The organism is Arthrobacter sp. StoSoilB13, assembly GCF_019977255.1.
Classification (GTDB): Bacteria; Actinomycetota; Actinomycetes; order Actinomycetales; family Micrococcaceae; genus Arthrobacter.
In genome coordinates, this window is the sequence record NZ_AP024647.1 from 2,449,118 (window position 1) to 2,462,701 (window position 13,584).

The following is a 13,584-nucleotide window of genomic DNA, read 5'->3' on the forward strand; positions in this document are numbered from 1 at the left end:
TGGTTCAATTTTGACTGAGATAATTCTTTGCGTCAAGCTGTTCCCATGACTTCACCCCAGCCACCCCTATGGCGCCGCGCCATCGCCGAACTGCTAGGCACCTGCCTGCTGGTTGCGGTCGTTGTCGGGTCCGGGATTGCCGCTCAACATCTATCCCCCGCCGACACCGGCCTGCAGCTGCTGCAAAACAGCACGGCAACAGTTCTCGGACTGACAGTGCTGATCCTGGTGTTCGGGCCGATCAGTGGCGCCCATTTCAACCCCGTAGTGTCCTTGGCGGACTGGTTCCTGGGGCGGCGCAATGGGTCCGGACTGAGCCTTCGGGACCTCGGGGCGTATATACCCACGCAGATCGTGGGAGCGATCTGTGGGAGTGCCCTGGCGAACGCCATGTTTGAGATCGGGACGGACATTTCCAGGAAGGAACGCGCGACACCCGGGCACCTACTGGCCGAGATCGTTGCCACCGCAGTGCTGATCCTCCTGATTTTCGCTCTCGCCGCCACGAATAGGGGCGTCCTGGCAGCCCCAGCCGTGGGCGCTTACATCGGCGCCGCGTACTGGTTCACATCCTCAACTTCATTTGCCAACCCAGCCGTAACCCTCGGCCGGATTTTCAGCGGCACGTTTGCCGGCATCGCACCAGCATCCGCGCCTCCATTCATCGCCGCGCAGCTGATCGGCGCAGCCTTGGGCCTTGCACTTCTGCTCCTGCTCTTTCCAGGCGCCGGGCGCTCCGCCAGTGAGGTGGTCATCCCACATGCGGGGGAAGGCGCAGACCGTTAATGGAGAAGGCCCAGCAGCTCGCCGGCGAAGGGCCGCAGCTTAACGGCAAAGGGCGCCACGACCATACATTGATGAATGTCAATGTTGCGGCATAATGGATAGATGACCTCGCTGCCACTCCTCGAACCGGCTACGGACAAGGACTGTTGTCCACCATCAACAGGCTCCCTTGACGCCTATGAGGCCCAGGTCCGCGCCTCCGTGTTTAAGGCGCTGGCCGATCCCAACCGGCTTCGCCTGTTGTCCATCGTCAAAAGCGCCGACGGCGGTGAAGCATGCGTCTGCGATCTCACCGAGCCCTTGGACCTCGGCCAGCCGACAGTCTCACACCACCTGAAGATCCTGGTGGATGCCGGCCTTCTGCACCGCGAAAAGCGGGGCACATGGGCGTACTACTCCTTGGTCCCGGGTGCCATTGAGCGGACTTCCGGCCTGCTGGAGACCTTGTGACAAGCGGGACTTCAGGGACAAGCGGGACTACAGGGACGAGCAGGACTACAGGAACGAGCGAGACTCCAACGGAGACTAAAGGGACTACGGCGCCATTGCCCAACAGCGGCGTCCGGATCCGCAAAATGACCCGTTCCGATTGGCCGGTGGTCAGGGAGATCTTCACCGAAGGTATCGAGTCCGGGAACGCCACGTTCGAGCCCTCCGCTCCTGCGTGGGAGCAATTCGACGCTACAAGACTCAAGGATCACCGGCTGGTCGCGGAAGCAGAAGGCCGGATCCTCGGTTGGGCCGCCGTGTCCGCCACCTCCTCGCGTGCAGCGTATGCCGGTGTCGTGGAGCATTCCATTTACGTGGCCGGGGAAGCCCGCGGTTTGGGTGTGGGTAAGGCCCTTCTCCGCGCGCTGATCACGTCCACTGAAGAAGCAGGAATCTGGACGATCCAAGCCAGTGTCTTTCCCGAGAATGAAGCGAGCCTCCGGCTACATGTTGCGGAGGGCTTTACGGTTGTCGGCCGGCGGAATCGAATCGCCAGGATGCCTCTTGGCCCACTCGCGGGGCAGTGGCGCGACACCCTCATGATCGAAAGACGCTCCGCGACTGTCTGAAACCGGAAGTGTCTGCGAAGAGGGAGAGCCTTGGCTATGAACGAGTTTCCGCAGCTTGGCTCTGCGAGCGCGGACCAGACCGTGTTGGGCAGTAAAGCAGCCACTCTTTCCGAGCTCAGGGCAGAGGGTTTCAACGTGCCAGCGGGGTTCGTCGTCACGTCGGAGGTGGTGGGGCAACTCGGAAACAACCTCGCGGGCGCTCTGACAGCTGCTGCCGGCAGGATAGGCCCGGGACCCTACGCTGTCAGGTCCTCTTCCACCGCAGAGGACCTCGCAGGCGCTTCCTATGCTGGTCTCTACGAAAGCTTGCTGAACGTTGAGCGGGATGACCTTGAGCATGCTGTCAGGCAGTGTTTGGCCTCCGCTGCGGAGCACAGAGTTGCAGCGTATGAGGCTGCTCTCGGAGCAGCGGCCCGCGGCGATGCGGCAGGCCTTTCCATGGCGGTACTCGTTCAACAGATGGTCCAGCCCCGTGCCGCAGGCGTTGCGTTCACTGCCAACCCGCTGACCGGGGACCACGACGAAACCATTGTCACGGCCGTCGCCGGTCTTGGGGAGCCGCTGGTGTCCGGCGAAGCAGTCGGAGAGCAATGGACAGTCCGCGCCAGCGACGCCACGCGCACCAGGGATGGCAGCATCCTCACCCTGGACCAAGCAAGGCAAGTAGCGGCGTTGGCCCGTCGGCTCGACCACCGGGCCGGGGTCCCGCAGGACATCGAGTGGGCTCTGGACCATGACGACGCACTGTTCCTCCTTCAGGGCCCGCCCGATGACGGCGCTTCCCACGCCAGCAGTTTGGACAGCTCCGGGCGAAGGCCTGTGGGCGCGGAATTTCAGGCTGGGTGAATGGCTTCCGGATCCCATGACGCCGTTGTTCGAGGACTGGCTTCTTCACCGGATCGAGACCGGGTATCTCGACGGCATGGAGGACGATATTCAGGTGCGGGTGTCGTTTCGTTATGGCGCCGTCAATGGCTGGTATTACAACGCCCCGCCGATTCCGTCCCCACGGATTGTGGCGCCGTTGATAGTTCGAAGCCGTGGTCGTTTGCCATGGTTCCTTTTCAACGTCCTTTTCCGCGTCTCCAGCAATCCGACTGCGGCACACCGTGCTGTTCTGAAGGGTCTGGAGCTGAAATGGCGACACCAGCTGCTGCCCGACTATCGGGAACTCGTGCGCAATGCAGAGCAAGAGGTGGACACGGCTTCCCCGGCAAGGCACATCGAGCTTGTGGATGCCATTGTCAGGCAGGCGGGAATCTACCTGTGGTCATTGGCCGTCGTGGGCGGATCTGCCTGGAAAATGGAAGCGGCCCTGGCCAGGCTCTGGCAAAAGCACCTAGCCGCTTCTCTGACCGACACGCCGGCAGGACGCCTCGGCCATCAGGCCCTGCTCCGCGGTCTCACAAGCACAGGCCTCACCCGCAGCAGTGCGCCACCATCGGAATCGGCCGTTTACTCCCTCGACTGGTACCACCCGACATTCGGCGAGGCAGGCATCCGAAGCCCTGAAACGGCTTCAACCACGGCCGGCAAGGAGGCTCTTGACGCACAGCGAAAGGCAGCCGAAGCCGCAGCGAGGGAAGTGCTGCTTGATAGTCCAAGGGTCCTCACCCGCTTTGATTCACTCGTCACGATGGCCCAGTACTACGCCGCCCTACGGGAAGAACAGTCCCTTTACCTCACTCTGGGATGGCCGGTCTTGCGCCGTTGCGCCAAACGCCTGGGAGAAAACCTCGCTGCGGCAGGTGCCATCGAGGACCCGCAGGACATCCATTTCCTCCACCTGGGTGAAGTGATGAACCCTTCGGCGGACTACAGGGAGCTGGTAGGAAGCCGCCGGGCAACCTGGGAGATGCAACGGCGTCTGGACGCACCTCTCATCATTGGCGAACCCGGCAGGTTTGGAGCTGATCCCGTGGCGGGCGCAGTTGACGTGGCAAGGACAACCCACGAGGTTCCCGCGGGTGCAATTGTCGGCCACCCGGCCAGCACTGGACGCGCGACGGGCAGGGTGCGGGTGATGTCAGGTCTGGAGGAATTCGACAGCTTCCTCGATGGCGAGATACTCGTAGCGCGATCCACCGCACCAGCCTGGACGCCCCTTTTCGCTCGAGCCGCCGCCGTGGTCACCGACGGCGGAACCCTTGCCGCCCACGCGTCTCTGGTTGCCCGGGAGTACGGGATACCCGCCGTCGTTGGAACCGGCAACGCGACCCGGCTACTCAAGACGGGCCAGCGAGTCACCGTGGACGGAGGTGCGGGCTACGTCGTCGCGGCCGAATGACGAGCTACCGTCCCACCGCCGCCCGTTCCTCCTCACGGGGACGCGCCACTGCCTCAGCCTGCCGGCCGGGCTTAGCTGGCCACCAAATCCGGTGTCCGATGTCGTATGCGAGCGCGGGCACCAGCAGTGAGCGGACCACAATGGTATCCAGCAGCACCCCGAAGGCCACGATGAAGGCCAGTTGCACGAGGAACATGATGGGAATAACTCCGAGGGCGGCGAACGTAGCAGCCAACACAACACCGGCTGACGTAATCACCCCACCCGTAACGCCCAGGCCACGGAGGATTCCAGGCCGGGTTCCGTGCGTCAACGATTCCTCGCGCACCCTGCTCATGAGGAAGATGTTGTAGTCCACGCCCAATGCCACCAGGAAGACGAACCCGAAGAGTGGAACCGTGGCATCTGCACCTGGGAAACCGAAAATCCCGTTGAACACCAGGGCCGAGACGCCCATGGCTGCCGCATAGGACAGGACCACGGACAGCACCAGCAGCACAGGCGCCACAACGGAGCGCAGCAGGAGCATCAGGATGAAGAGGATGACCACCAGGACGATGGGGATGATGACCACCAGGTCGCGCTGCGCGGTGATGTTGGTGTCCAGCGCCGTGGCAGTGACCCCGCCAACCAAAGCGCCGGCGTCGACCTCTTTCACGGCCGCACGGAGCGACTTCACAGCTTCTTCGGCCTCGATCGAGTCTGCGGCAGCGTCGAGCGTCGCATTGATCAGCACCTTGCCCTCGCGGACGACGGGATCGGTCGGAGTTCCCGGAGCACCGGTGATGGGCACATTTCCGTCGGCCAGGAGGTAGGCGTCACCCACGCCGTCGGCCGCTTTGACCTTGTCCAGCACTTCCTGCGCGGAATCTTCGGAGGCGACCACGACGGCGGGGCTGCCGCTGCCGGCGTCGAAATGCCGCGCCAGCGCGTCCTGGCCGTCCACGGCGTCGGAGGCCGCGAGGATGACGTCCGTTTGGGGGACGCCGTTGGCCTTCAATTGCAGGACGCCTGCCGAAGCCACCAGGAGCAGCAGGACCGAAGCCACCCATACGGCGCGCGGCCGCCGGGAAACCAGCGAAGCAGTTGCCCGCCACAGACCCTTTTGCCCTTCAAGTCCAGTAACCAGCTCGGGTTCGCGTTCGTCGTCGGGCAGGAGCTTGGGGCGGAAGGGCCAGAACGCGGCGCGGCCCAGCAGGGCCATGAGCGCTGGCAGGAGGGTAAGCGCGGCGAAGAGCGAGCAAAGGATTCCGGCAGCTGCCACAGGACCCAGCGCCTTGTTGGAGTTCAGGTCGGAGAAGAGCAGGCAAAGCAGCGCGATGATGACGGTCGCGCCGGACGCAAGGATCGGTTCGAAGGAGGCTTTCCATGCCGTGAGCACTGCCCTCGTACGGTTGGTGGTGTGGGTCAGGGCCTCGCGGAATCGAGCCACATACAGCAGCGCATAGTCGGTGGCCGCACCAATCACCAGGATGGACAGGATTCCCTGACTCTGGCCATTGAGCTGGATCCAGCCCAGTTTGGCCATGGCGAACACCAGGAGAATGGCCGCGCAGAGCGCAAAGACCGATGTCAGGAGGACTGCCAGAGGCAGGACAAGTGAGCGGTACACGAGCAGCAAAATGACAAACACGGCGCCAAGGGCCACCAGCAGAAGGATGCCGTCAATGCCGCCGAACGCGTTCACCAGATCGGCGGTCAGCCCGGCGGGACCGGTAACGAAGGCTCGGGTCCCGTCCGGAGCGCCCGGTTGAACAACGTCGCGCAGTTCCTGGATTTTGTCGCGCAGCTCATCCGAGGACGCTATTGGCACGATGAACTGGACAGCTTTGCCGTCCTCCGAGGGAAGAGGCCCCGACGACGGCGTCACCCAGCTTGAGCGCCTCGATGTCGGCTTTCAGCTGGGCTGCTTCGCCCAGCTGGGCCGGGGTGAGGGCCGTCCCGTTCTCAACGATGACCACGGCAGGGATCTCCTTGGAATCACGGAACTTCGCCTGCCAGTTACCGGCTTCCGTCGCTTCGGCGCCTGCTGGGAGAAACGAGGCCTGGTCATTGGAGGAGACTTCGTCCAGGCGCCCGAACGTTGGGCCGCCAACGCCGGCAATGCCAAGCCAGATGATGACAAGCACCACGGGCACCAACCATCGAAGCCAGAACGGTACCTTCTGCGCGTTCATGGGTCCTTCTTCCGGAAGCTTGAGAGTCTCTTTATTCCACCACAGAATATCTTTATGATGGAAGTATTCCAAGAGTGAACCATTTGCTGATGCCGGATTCCTGTTTGGCGGGGAGTAATATCCGACAGGGCAGTAATCAAGGTTGAACGTAGGCGGGAGGGCAGGATGTCTGAGGCTTCAGGCCCGCACCCCGGCGGCGAACGCCCGGAAATCGCGGCACCCCAGGATTTGGTGCGGCTACTTCAGGACTTCACCCTGGAAGCCAACCACTATGTTGACGCCGCCGGTGGCCGGAACGACATGCACCGGACGGATCTCAACGCCCTGGCAGTGATCATGCGCCATTCTGCCGCCGGCCGCGTTGTCACACCGGGCGTCCTCCGAAGTGAACTGCGCCTTAGCTCCCCTGCCACCACGGCGTTGGTTGACCGGCTGCACGCCTCCGGCCACCTCACCCGTGACCGTCTCGGCACCGATCGCCGGCAGGTCCAACTGCACATGACCCCCAAGGCCTACCGGGATGGAAGTGCCATGTTCATGCCGTTGGCCCTCCGCATGGGCAAGGCCATGGGCGCCTACAGCGCTGAAGAACTGGACGTTGTCCGACGCTTCATGACCGATATGATCCAGGCCACCGTAGCGGCCCGCACGGAAACCGCGGAGAAGAGCCCCTCACCGCCCTCCGCCTAAATCCACCGCCGAAGTTGTAGCGTTTCCCTATGAACGCGCACCAGCCTGAAGATGTCTACACCCACGGGCACCACGAGTCGGTTGTCCGGGCCCACGCCTCGCGGACGGCCGAGAATTCGGCCGCGTTTGTCATTCCGCATCTCACCCCGGGGACGTCGGTCCTCGACGTCGGGTGCGGACCGGGCAGCATCACGTGCGACTTCGCGGGGCTGGTTGCGCCCGCACAGGTCATCGGCCTGGACCGCTCGGCGGAGATCGTCGCCCAGGCAACCGAGCTGGCCAAGGACCGCGGCGTGGACAACGTAGAGTTCCGCACCGGCAATATCTACGATCTCGAGTTTGAGGACGAGTCCTTCGACCTCGTCCACGCCCATCAAGTCCTCCAGCACCTGACTGACCCCGTCGCCGCCCTGCGTGAAATGCGCCGCGTGGCCAAGCCGGGCGCGATCGTGGCCGTACGCGACGCCGATTTCCACGGCATGAGCTGGTACCCGGAGGTCCCCGAGCTCGATGACTGGATGGAGCTCTACCAGAAGATCGCCCGACGCAACGGTGCCGAACCGGATGCCGGCCGCCGGCTGGTCTCTTGGGCGCAGCAGGCAGGCTTTGCCCAAGTGGCACCCAGCAGCAGCAACTGGCTCTACGCGACAGCCCAACAGCGGGCATGGCAGTCCCGCGTGTGGAGCGAACGCGTCCTCCACTCCGCCTTTGCCGAGCAAGCCCTCGAATACGGGTTCGCCAACGAGGCCGATCTCGCCAGGATCGCCGCAGGCTGGCACCGTTGGGGAGCCACCGACGATGGCTACTTCCTCATTCCCAACGGCGAGGTGATCGCCCGGGCCTAGGTTGCGCGTGGCTTCCTGGCCCAAAAAAACTTTGCCGAACCATGTAGAAAAGCGCCCCGCAGTTCCGACCCATGAGTGAAAGCACCCAAACAGGGCGCCACTTCATAAGGAGTTTGAGATGAAATACATGATCATGATGTTCGGATCCGCCGAGGGCATGATGGAAACTGCCGACCCTGAGTGGGTCAAGGAAATGATCGGGTTCATGATCCAGATCGACAAGGACCTGACTCAGTCCGGCGAACTCGTCTTCAACGCCGGACTGGCCGATCCCGGTACAGCCAAGCTGGTCAAGCAGACCCCGGACGGCATCATCACCACCGATGGGCCGTACGCCGAGTCGAAGGAATCGCTGATCGGGTACTGGGTGGTGGATGTGGCCAGCGAGGAACGCGCCGTGGAAATCTGCTCGAGCATCGTCAAGTACTCGCAGGTAGTGGAACTCCGCGCTATCCCGGACGGTCCCCCGGAGGTCTAGTTTGGCCGTTCCCCCACGCGACATCGAGGACCTGCTGCGCACGTTGGCGCCGCAGGTCCTCGGCGTGCTGGCACGCAAGCACGGCCAGTTCGATGCCTGCGAGGATGCCGTCCAGGAGGCCCTCATTGAGGCAGCGGTGCAGTGGCCATCCGGGCTGCCAACAAATCCCAAAGGATGGCTGCTGGCTGTCGCATCCCGCCGGCTGGTTGATGTATGGCGCAGTGAAAGCGCGCGCCGTGCCCGGGAGGAACGCGTCGCCGCCATGGAGGTCAGCTTCCAGGACAGCACGGCGTCTGAAGCCGACGACACCCTGACCCTGATGTTCCTGTGCTGCCACCCCTCAATAAGTGCGCCATCGCAGCTCGCCTTGACGCTCCGGGCCGTAGGGGGACTCACGACGGCGGAAATCGCCTCTGCTTTCCTCGTCCCCGAGGCGACCATGGGCCAGCGCATCAGCCGTGCGAAACAGGGGATCCAGAAGGCAGGCGCCCGTTTCGACATGCCGCCGGAGTCCGAGCGGAAGGCGAGGCTCGGCGTCGTACTTCACGTCCTGTACCTGATTTTCAACGAAGGCTACGCCACAAGCTCGGGCGACTCACTGCGGCGCGAAGACCTCACTACCGAAGCGATCCGCTTGGCACGCCTGCTGGTGGGCGTGGCGCCGGACGAGTTCGAGGCCACCGGTTTGCTCGCTCTGATGCTGCTGACGGACTCCCGTCGTGCCGCGCGCACCCTGGCTGACGGAATGCCCGTGCCGCTGTCCGAACAGGACCGGAGTTTATGGAACCGCGGGCAGATAGAGGAAGGCATCGCGCTCCTTTCTTCCGTGCTCGGTCGCGGCGCGGCTGGACCGTACCAACTCCAGGCCGCGATCGCGGCCGTTCATGCCGAGGCGCCCTCTGATGCCGAAACGGACTGGCTCCAGATCCTCGCCTTGTACAGAGTCCTTGAAGCCGTGGCGCCAAGTCCCGTGGTGACGCTGAACCGTGCTGTGGCTGTGGCCATGGTGGAGGGGCCAACCGCTGGGCTTGAGCTGCTCGCAGGGCTGGATTCGGCGATCGGTCGCTCACACCGCCTGGATGCTGTGCGGGGCCACCTGCATGAAATGGCAGGCTCTTATGTGGACGCGCGCGCCGCCTACCTCGTGGCCGCCAAAAAGACAGGCAGCCTCCAGGAGCGGCGGTACTTGATGGGCAAAGTGGCGCGAATGGACGAGTCTTGACCCCATATAGTCGAATCCATGGAACAACGCATACTTGGTAAGATCGGCCGGTCGGTGTCCACCGTTGGACTAGGCACGTGGCAACTCGGAGCGGACTGGGGTGACGTCACAGAGGAAAACGCACTTGCCGTCCTGGAGGGCCTCGGTCGACGGCGGGGTTACGTTCTTCGACACGGCCGACGTCTACGGCGATGGCCGAAGCGAGCAACTGATCGGACGCTTCCTGCGCGCCAATCCCGGGCTGGACCTGCTGGTTGCCACCAAGATGGGCCGGCGCGTGGACCAGGTGCCCGAAAACTACACGCTCGCCAACTTCCGCGCGTGGACTGACCGTTCCCGGCGGAATTTGCAGCAGGACACCCTGGACCTCGTCCAATTGCATTGCCCGCCCACCGCCGTCTACACGCGGGATGAGGTGTACGACGCCTTGGACACGCTCGTCAGCGAAGGCGTCATCCGCAACTACGGCGTCAGTGTCGAGCGGACCGACGAAGCCCTTGAAGCCATCAACCGCGGGAATACCGCGTCCGTCCAGATCATCCTGAACGCCTTCCGGCTGAAGCCGCTCGATGAAGTTCTCCCGGCAGCAAAGCAGGCCGGAGTCGGCATCATCGCCAGAGTGCCGCTGGCGTCCGGACTGTTGTCCGGAAAGTACACGCCGGAAACCGAGTTCGCGGAGAACGACCACCGCAACTACAACCGCGACGGCTCCTCATTCGACGTCGGAGAGACCTTCTCGGGCGTCGATTTCGCCACCGGCGTTAAGGCCGCACAAGAGTTCAGTGCATTAGTGCCCGACGGCGTCAGCACCGCCCAAGCGGCCCTCGCCTGGGTGATCGCCCAGGACGGTGTCAGCACGGTCATCCCCGGTGCCCGTTCTTCAGCGCAGGCACATGCAAACGCTGAGGCGGGAGCGATGCAGGACGTCGGTTCAGGACTCACCGCTGGGGTCCAGGACATCTATGACCGCTATTTCCGCGAAGCGATCCACCCACGTTGGTAGCCGGCCGACCGCCGTCGTGCATGTCACCATCCGCTACGCGTCGGGGTGTGTCCCTTTCGTGCGTCGTCGGGCATCGACATTTCGGCGCGTAGTCCCAGAAGCCGGATGGGACGGTCCGGCTCGATCCGCGCCGTGACGTCCAGGGCTTGCGCGAGGACTTCGTCCCGGTCGAAGGTCTCCGGGATCTTCCTTGCGTAGGTCTTGGTGAAGAACGGGGCGTACCGGACCTTGAGGGTCAGCCCCACCACCGGCCGCCCCTCAGCTGCCACGTCTTCGAGGACGCGCGCTGTCAGCTCCTTGATGGCGTCGCTGATCTGTGAGGGTTCCGTGAGATCCTGCTGGAACGTGGTCTCGCGGCCGTGTGCGCGGGCAACCCACGGGGTGTCGTCCACTTCGTTGGAGCCTTCACCCCGACCTAGCTGCGCATACCAAGGGCCCATCTTGGGGCCGAACTCCGGGACCAGGTCCTGGGGATCGGACGCGGCAAGCTCGGCGACTGTGGTGATCCCATGTTTGGCCAGCCGGGCAGACACCTTGGGTCCAACGCCCCACAGTTCCTTGGTGGGTTTGCTGCCCATGACCGTGAGCCAGTTCTCTTTGGTCAGCCGAAAGATTCCGGCAGGTTTGCCAAAATCCGTCGCATTCTTCGCGCGGACCAAGGTGTCCCCGATTCCCACGCTGCAATGCAGCCGGGTTTGCTCCAGGATGGCAGCTTGGATCTGTCGGGCGTATGCCTCAGGATCTTCGGTTTCAACGCCCACAAAGGCTTCATCCCAGCCCAGCACCTGAACCGTGGCGCCCGGCTGTGCGCGCAGGGTGGACATCACCACGTGCGAGGCCGCCAGGTAAGCCTCCTGGTCGACGGGAAGGATCACGGCATCGGGCACTTTCCGGGCAGCTATGCGCAGTGGCATTCCGGAACCCACGCCGAACGCCCTGGCTTCATACGATGCCGTGGACACCACAGCGCGTTCCGTAGGATCCCCCCGGCCGCCAACGATGATCGGCTTGCCGGCAAGCTCAGGCCGCCGGAGGACCTCGACCGCGGCAATGAACTGGTCGAGGTCAACGTGCAGCACCCACGGGATTCCGCTCACGGCACCAGTTTGCCCTAAGCCGTAGCTTCCTGACCCTCATCGGACGCCAGGCCTGCGGAAATCAACCCATTTGGGCTTCAACCCACTATCTGGATGGCCGAACAAGGTCAGGACCCAGCGCGTCCCGGGCACCCGTCTCACCGGCATAAGCTGAGACGGTGCAGTTTTCACTTTGGCTGGCCCTGGTTGGCGCCGGCACCCTGATCAGTTTCACTCCCGGCGCCGGTGCCATTTTCACCATGAGCAATTCGCTCAATTCAGGCTTCCGACGCTCCATCTGGGGCATCCTCGGCCAACAATTGGCCTTGGTCATCCACATCGTCATCGTGGCCTTGGGCGTGGGTGTGCTGGTCTCCAATTCGCCCGTGATATTCAACGTCGTCCGCTACGCAGGCGCCGCGTATCTGGTGTACCTGGGGATCCGGCAGTTCCTGCACAAGCCGGACCTGGACGAGGAAAAGGTGGACAGCCGCAAGAACGAGTCGGCGATGTCCATGTTCCAGCGCGGTATCTGGGTGAACCTGCTGAACCCCAAGGCGATCGTGTTCTTCCTTGCCTTCATGCCGCAATTCATCAGGCCAGAGCAGCCGCTGCTCCAGCAATATGCAGTGCTGACCGCCACGATCCTGGCCATCGACATCATGGTGATGTGGCTCTTCTTCGCTCTGGCAGCACGTTCATTCCAGCGCTTCACCCATGACGAGCGCGGCCAGAGGGTCCTCAACCGCATCTTCGGATGCCTTTTCGTCCTGGTTGGCATCCTGCTCGCTACCATCCACTAAGCGGGCCAGAAGCCGCGCTAGACCAGCGATGTAGAACCGCGAACCACCAGGGAGCTCTCCAGCGTCACGTGGGGCTCCTCCAAATCCCGGCCCTCCATGAGCCCGCGCAGCTGCTCCCCCGCCTTGAGTCCAAGCGGGGTCGCGGGCAGGTGCACGCTCGTGAGGCTGGGATTGCTGGTGGCTGAATACGGGAGGTCATCGAAGCCCGCCACAGCCAGTTCGGCAGGAATCCGCACGCCCGCCACACGCGCTTCCTGCAGCACGCCATACGCGTGGGTATCGGTACCGCAGACGACGGCGGTCACCCCCTCACGCTGCCACGCGGGCCAGGCGTCGGCGAACGCGGCGGCGGCAGCACCGACGTCGATCGCGGTACTGATGACATGCTCGTCGGCAACCAGGAGCCCGCACGCGGCGGCCTCCTCAAGGAAGGCTTCCCTGCGCAAGTGAAAAGTGGTGGTGCCGGTAATGCCGTCCACGTAGGCGGCCCGGGTATGTCCGGAGGCTGCCAGGTGCCGCGCCAACTCACGTGCGCCTTGCGCGACGTCGAGGTTAACGGACGGGGCGTAGGACTCCAGCCCCGGGGCATCCAGGAGCACCAGCGGTCCGGCCGCGGCCAGGTCCTGAAGAAACCCGGCACTGGGGGCACCCACCAGCAAGCCGGCCGGACGGAGCGCCAACAGCTTGCGGACATCCTCAGCTTGCGGCGACTCCCCTGCATCGGTCACCGAGAGCAGCAGTTGGTATTCCGGGCCCAGCGATTCCCGGACGCCTGCGATGACGTTGGCGAAGAACGGGTTGGAGACGTCGGGCGTCACGAGGATGACGATGGAGCTGACTCCGCGTGCCAGCGAACTCCCAATGCTGTCAACCACATATCCGAGTTCGGCGATCGCTGAGCGGACCCGCGAGATGTTGTCCTCGGATACGCGCCCTTGCGTCTTGCCGTTGGCCACCAAGGAGACCGTGGCGGTGGAAACCCCGGCCCGGGCAGCCACCATCGCAGCCGTTACACGGGGTGCGCGGGCGTTCCGCCGATCCAGGGTATCCATGCATCGATCGTAGCGTTGTTGCGGCACGCACTACTCCCCTCAAGGCATCAAGCGTTTAACGCAATTAACGTTAAGCGCTTGACGTGAGACCGGAAGCAGTGCCAGAA

Annotated in this window: 12 protein-coding genes and 2 pseudogenes; 11 read left to right on the plus strand and 3 right to left on the minus strand. The window is 63.7% G+C overall.

The features are described 5' to 3' along the window. Window positions 1-45: 45 nt before the first annotated feature. The 5 genes from LDP01_RS11505 to LDP01_RS11525 all read left to right on the plus strand — a co-directional run bounded on the left by LDP01_RS11505 (window position 46) and on the right by LDP01_RS11525 (window position 4,131). Window positions 46-786, plus strand: coding sequence for an aquaporin (locus LDP01_RS11505; RefSeq protein WP_224089255.1), 741 nt, complete (start codon window positions 46-48; stop codon window positions 784-786). A gap of 102 nt (window positions 787-888) precedes the next feature. After that, window positions 889-1,236 carry an ArsR/SmtB family transcription factor gene (locus LDP01_RS11510; protein ID WP_224089258.1) on the plus strand — a complete coding sequence of 116 codons (348 nt, stop codon included), beginning with the start codon at window positions 889-891 and terminating at the stop codon, window positions 1,234-1,236. A gap of 125 nt (window positions 1,237-1,361) precedes the next feature. After that, the gene (locus LDP01_RS11515; protein WP_224089261.1) at window positions 1,362-1,844 is read left to right on the plus strand and encodes a GNAT family N-acetyltransferase; all 483 of its coding nucleotides are present in this window, start codon (window positions 1,362-1,364) and stop codon (window positions 1,842-1,844) included. 36 nt (window positions 1,845-1,880) lie between these two features. Continuing rightward, a complete protein-coding gene (locus LDP01_RS11520; RefSeq protein ID WP_224089263.1) occupies window positions 1,881-2,690 on the plus strand; it encodes a PEP/pyruvate-binding domain-containing protein in 810 nt (269 codons plus the stop codon). Then, window positions 2,614-4,131 (plus strand): PEP-utilizing enzyme, encoded by a 1,518-nt coding sequence (locus tag LDP01_RS11525; protein ID WP_224089266.1) that lies wholly within the window; start codon window positions 2,614-2,616, stop codon window positions 4,129-4,131. The genes LDP01_RS11520 and LDP01_RS11525 overlap by 77 nt, the downstream gene beginning before the upstream one ends. Window positions 4,132-4,135: 4 nt before the next feature. Here LDP01_RS11525 and LDP01_RS11530 read toward each other — a convergent pair. Beyond that, window positions 4,136-6,308: pseudogene (locus LDP01_RS11530) on the minus strand (MMPL family transporter). A 165-nt stretch (window positions 6,309-6,473) separates the two neighbouring features. Here LDP01_RS11530 and LDP01_RS11535 point away from each other — a divergent pair. From LDP01_RS11535 to LDP01_RS11555, 5 genes and pseudogenes are all read left to right on the plus strand, one after another. Next, the gene (locus LDP01_RS11535) at window positions 6,474-6,998 is read left to right on the plus strand and encodes a MarR family winged helix-turn-helix transcriptional regulator (protein WP_224089269.1); all 525 of its coding nucleotides are present in this window, start codon (window positions 6,474-6,476) and stop codon (window positions 6,996-6,998) included. Between the two features lie 29 nt (window positions 6,999-7,027). Next, a complete protein-coding gene (locus LDP01_RS11540; protein WP_224089272.1) occupies window positions 7,028-7,843 on the plus strand; it encodes a class I SAM-dependent methyltransferase in 816 nt (271 codons plus the stop codon). A 118-nt stretch (window positions 7,844-7,961) separates the two neighbouring features. Next, the gene (locus tag LDP01_RS11545; RefSeq protein WP_224089275.1) at window positions 7,962-8,321 is read left to right on the plus strand and encodes a YciI family protein; all 360 of its coding nucleotides are present in this window, start codon (window positions 7,962-7,964) and stop codon (window positions 8,319-8,321) included. Between the two features lies 1 nt (window position 8,322). Beyond that, the gene (locus LDP01_RS11550) at window positions 8,323-9,543 is read left to right on the plus strand and encodes an RNA polymerase sigma factor (protein ID WP_224089277.1); all 1,221 of its coding nucleotides are present in this window, start codon (window positions 8,323-8,325) and stop codon (window positions 9,541-9,543) included. 18 nt (window positions 9,544-9,561) lie between these two features. Beyond that, window positions 9,562-10,546: pseudogene (locus LDP01_RS11555) on the plus strand (aldo/keto reductase). Between the two features lie 23 nt (window positions 10,547-10,569). Here the strand turns inward: LDP01_RS11555 and LDP01_RS11560 are convergent. Next, window positions 10,570-11,643 (minus strand): DNA polymerase IV, encoded by a 1,074-nt coding sequence (locus LDP01_RS11560; RefSeq protein ID WP_497944276.1) that lies wholly within the window; start codon window positions 11,641-11,643, stop codon window positions 10,570-10,572. Window positions 11,644-11,801: 158 nt separating this feature from the next. Here LDP01_RS11560 and LDP01_RS11565 point away from each other — a divergent pair, with 158 nt between their 5' ends. Then, window positions 11,802-12,425 carry a LysE family transporter gene (locus LDP01_RS11565; RefSeq protein WP_224089278.1) on the plus strand — a complete coding sequence of 208 codons (624 nt, stop codon included), beginning with the start codon at window positions 11,802-11,804 and terminating at the stop codon, window positions 12,423-12,425. A gap of 17 nt (window positions 12,426-12,442) precedes the next feature. Here LDP01_RS11565 and LDP01_RS11570 read toward each other — a convergent pair whose 3' ends face one another. Beyond that, window positions 12,443-13,477, minus strand: a complete 1,035-nt coding sequence (locus tag LDP01_RS11570) for a LacI family DNA-binding transcriptional regulator (RefSeq protein WP_224089279.1) — start codon at window positions 13,475-13,477, stop codon at window positions 12,443-12,445. Window positions 13,478-13,584 lie beyond the last annotated feature (107 nt).

Excerpts from the sequence above, each read along its gene's own strand:
- LDP01_RS11510 (WP_224089258.1), top strand. The coding sequence starts at position 889 with ATGACCTCGCTGCCACTCCTCGAACCGGCTACGGACAAGGACTGTTGT.
- LDP01_RS11525 (WP_224089266.1), top strand. The coding sequence starts at position 2,614 with ATGACGGCGCTTCCCACGCCAGCAGTTTGGACAGCTCCGGGCGAAGGC.
- LDP01_RS11570 (WP_224089279.1), bottom strand. The coding sequence starts at position 13,477 with ATGGATACCCTGGATCGGCGGAACGCCCGCGCACCCCGTGTAACGGCT.
- LDP01_RS11540 (WP_224089272.1), top strand. The coding sequence starts at position 7,028 with ATGAACGCGCACCAGCCTGAAGATGTCTACACCCACGGGCACCACGAG.
- LDP01_RS11520 (WP_224089263.1), top strand. The coding sequence starts at position 1,881 with ATGAACGAGTTTCCGCAGCTTGGCTCTGCGAGCGCGGACCAGACCGTG.
- LDP01_RS11535 (WP_224089269.1), top strand. The coding sequence starts at position 6,474 with ATGTCTGAGGCTTCAGGCCCGCACCCCGGCGGCGAACGCCCGGAAATC.
- LDP01_RS11505 (WP_224089255.1), top strand. The coding sequence starts at position 46 with ATGACTTCACCCCAGCCACCCCTATGGCGCCGCGCCATCGCCGAACTG.
- LDP01_RS11515 (WP_224089261.1), top strand. The coding sequence starts at position 1,362 with ATGACCCGTTCCGATTGGCCGGTGGTCAGGGAGATCTTCACCGAAGGT.
- LDP01_RS11545 (WP_224089275.1), top strand. The coding sequence starts at position 7,962 with ATGAAATACATGATCATGATGTTCGGATCCGCCGAGGGCATGATGGAA.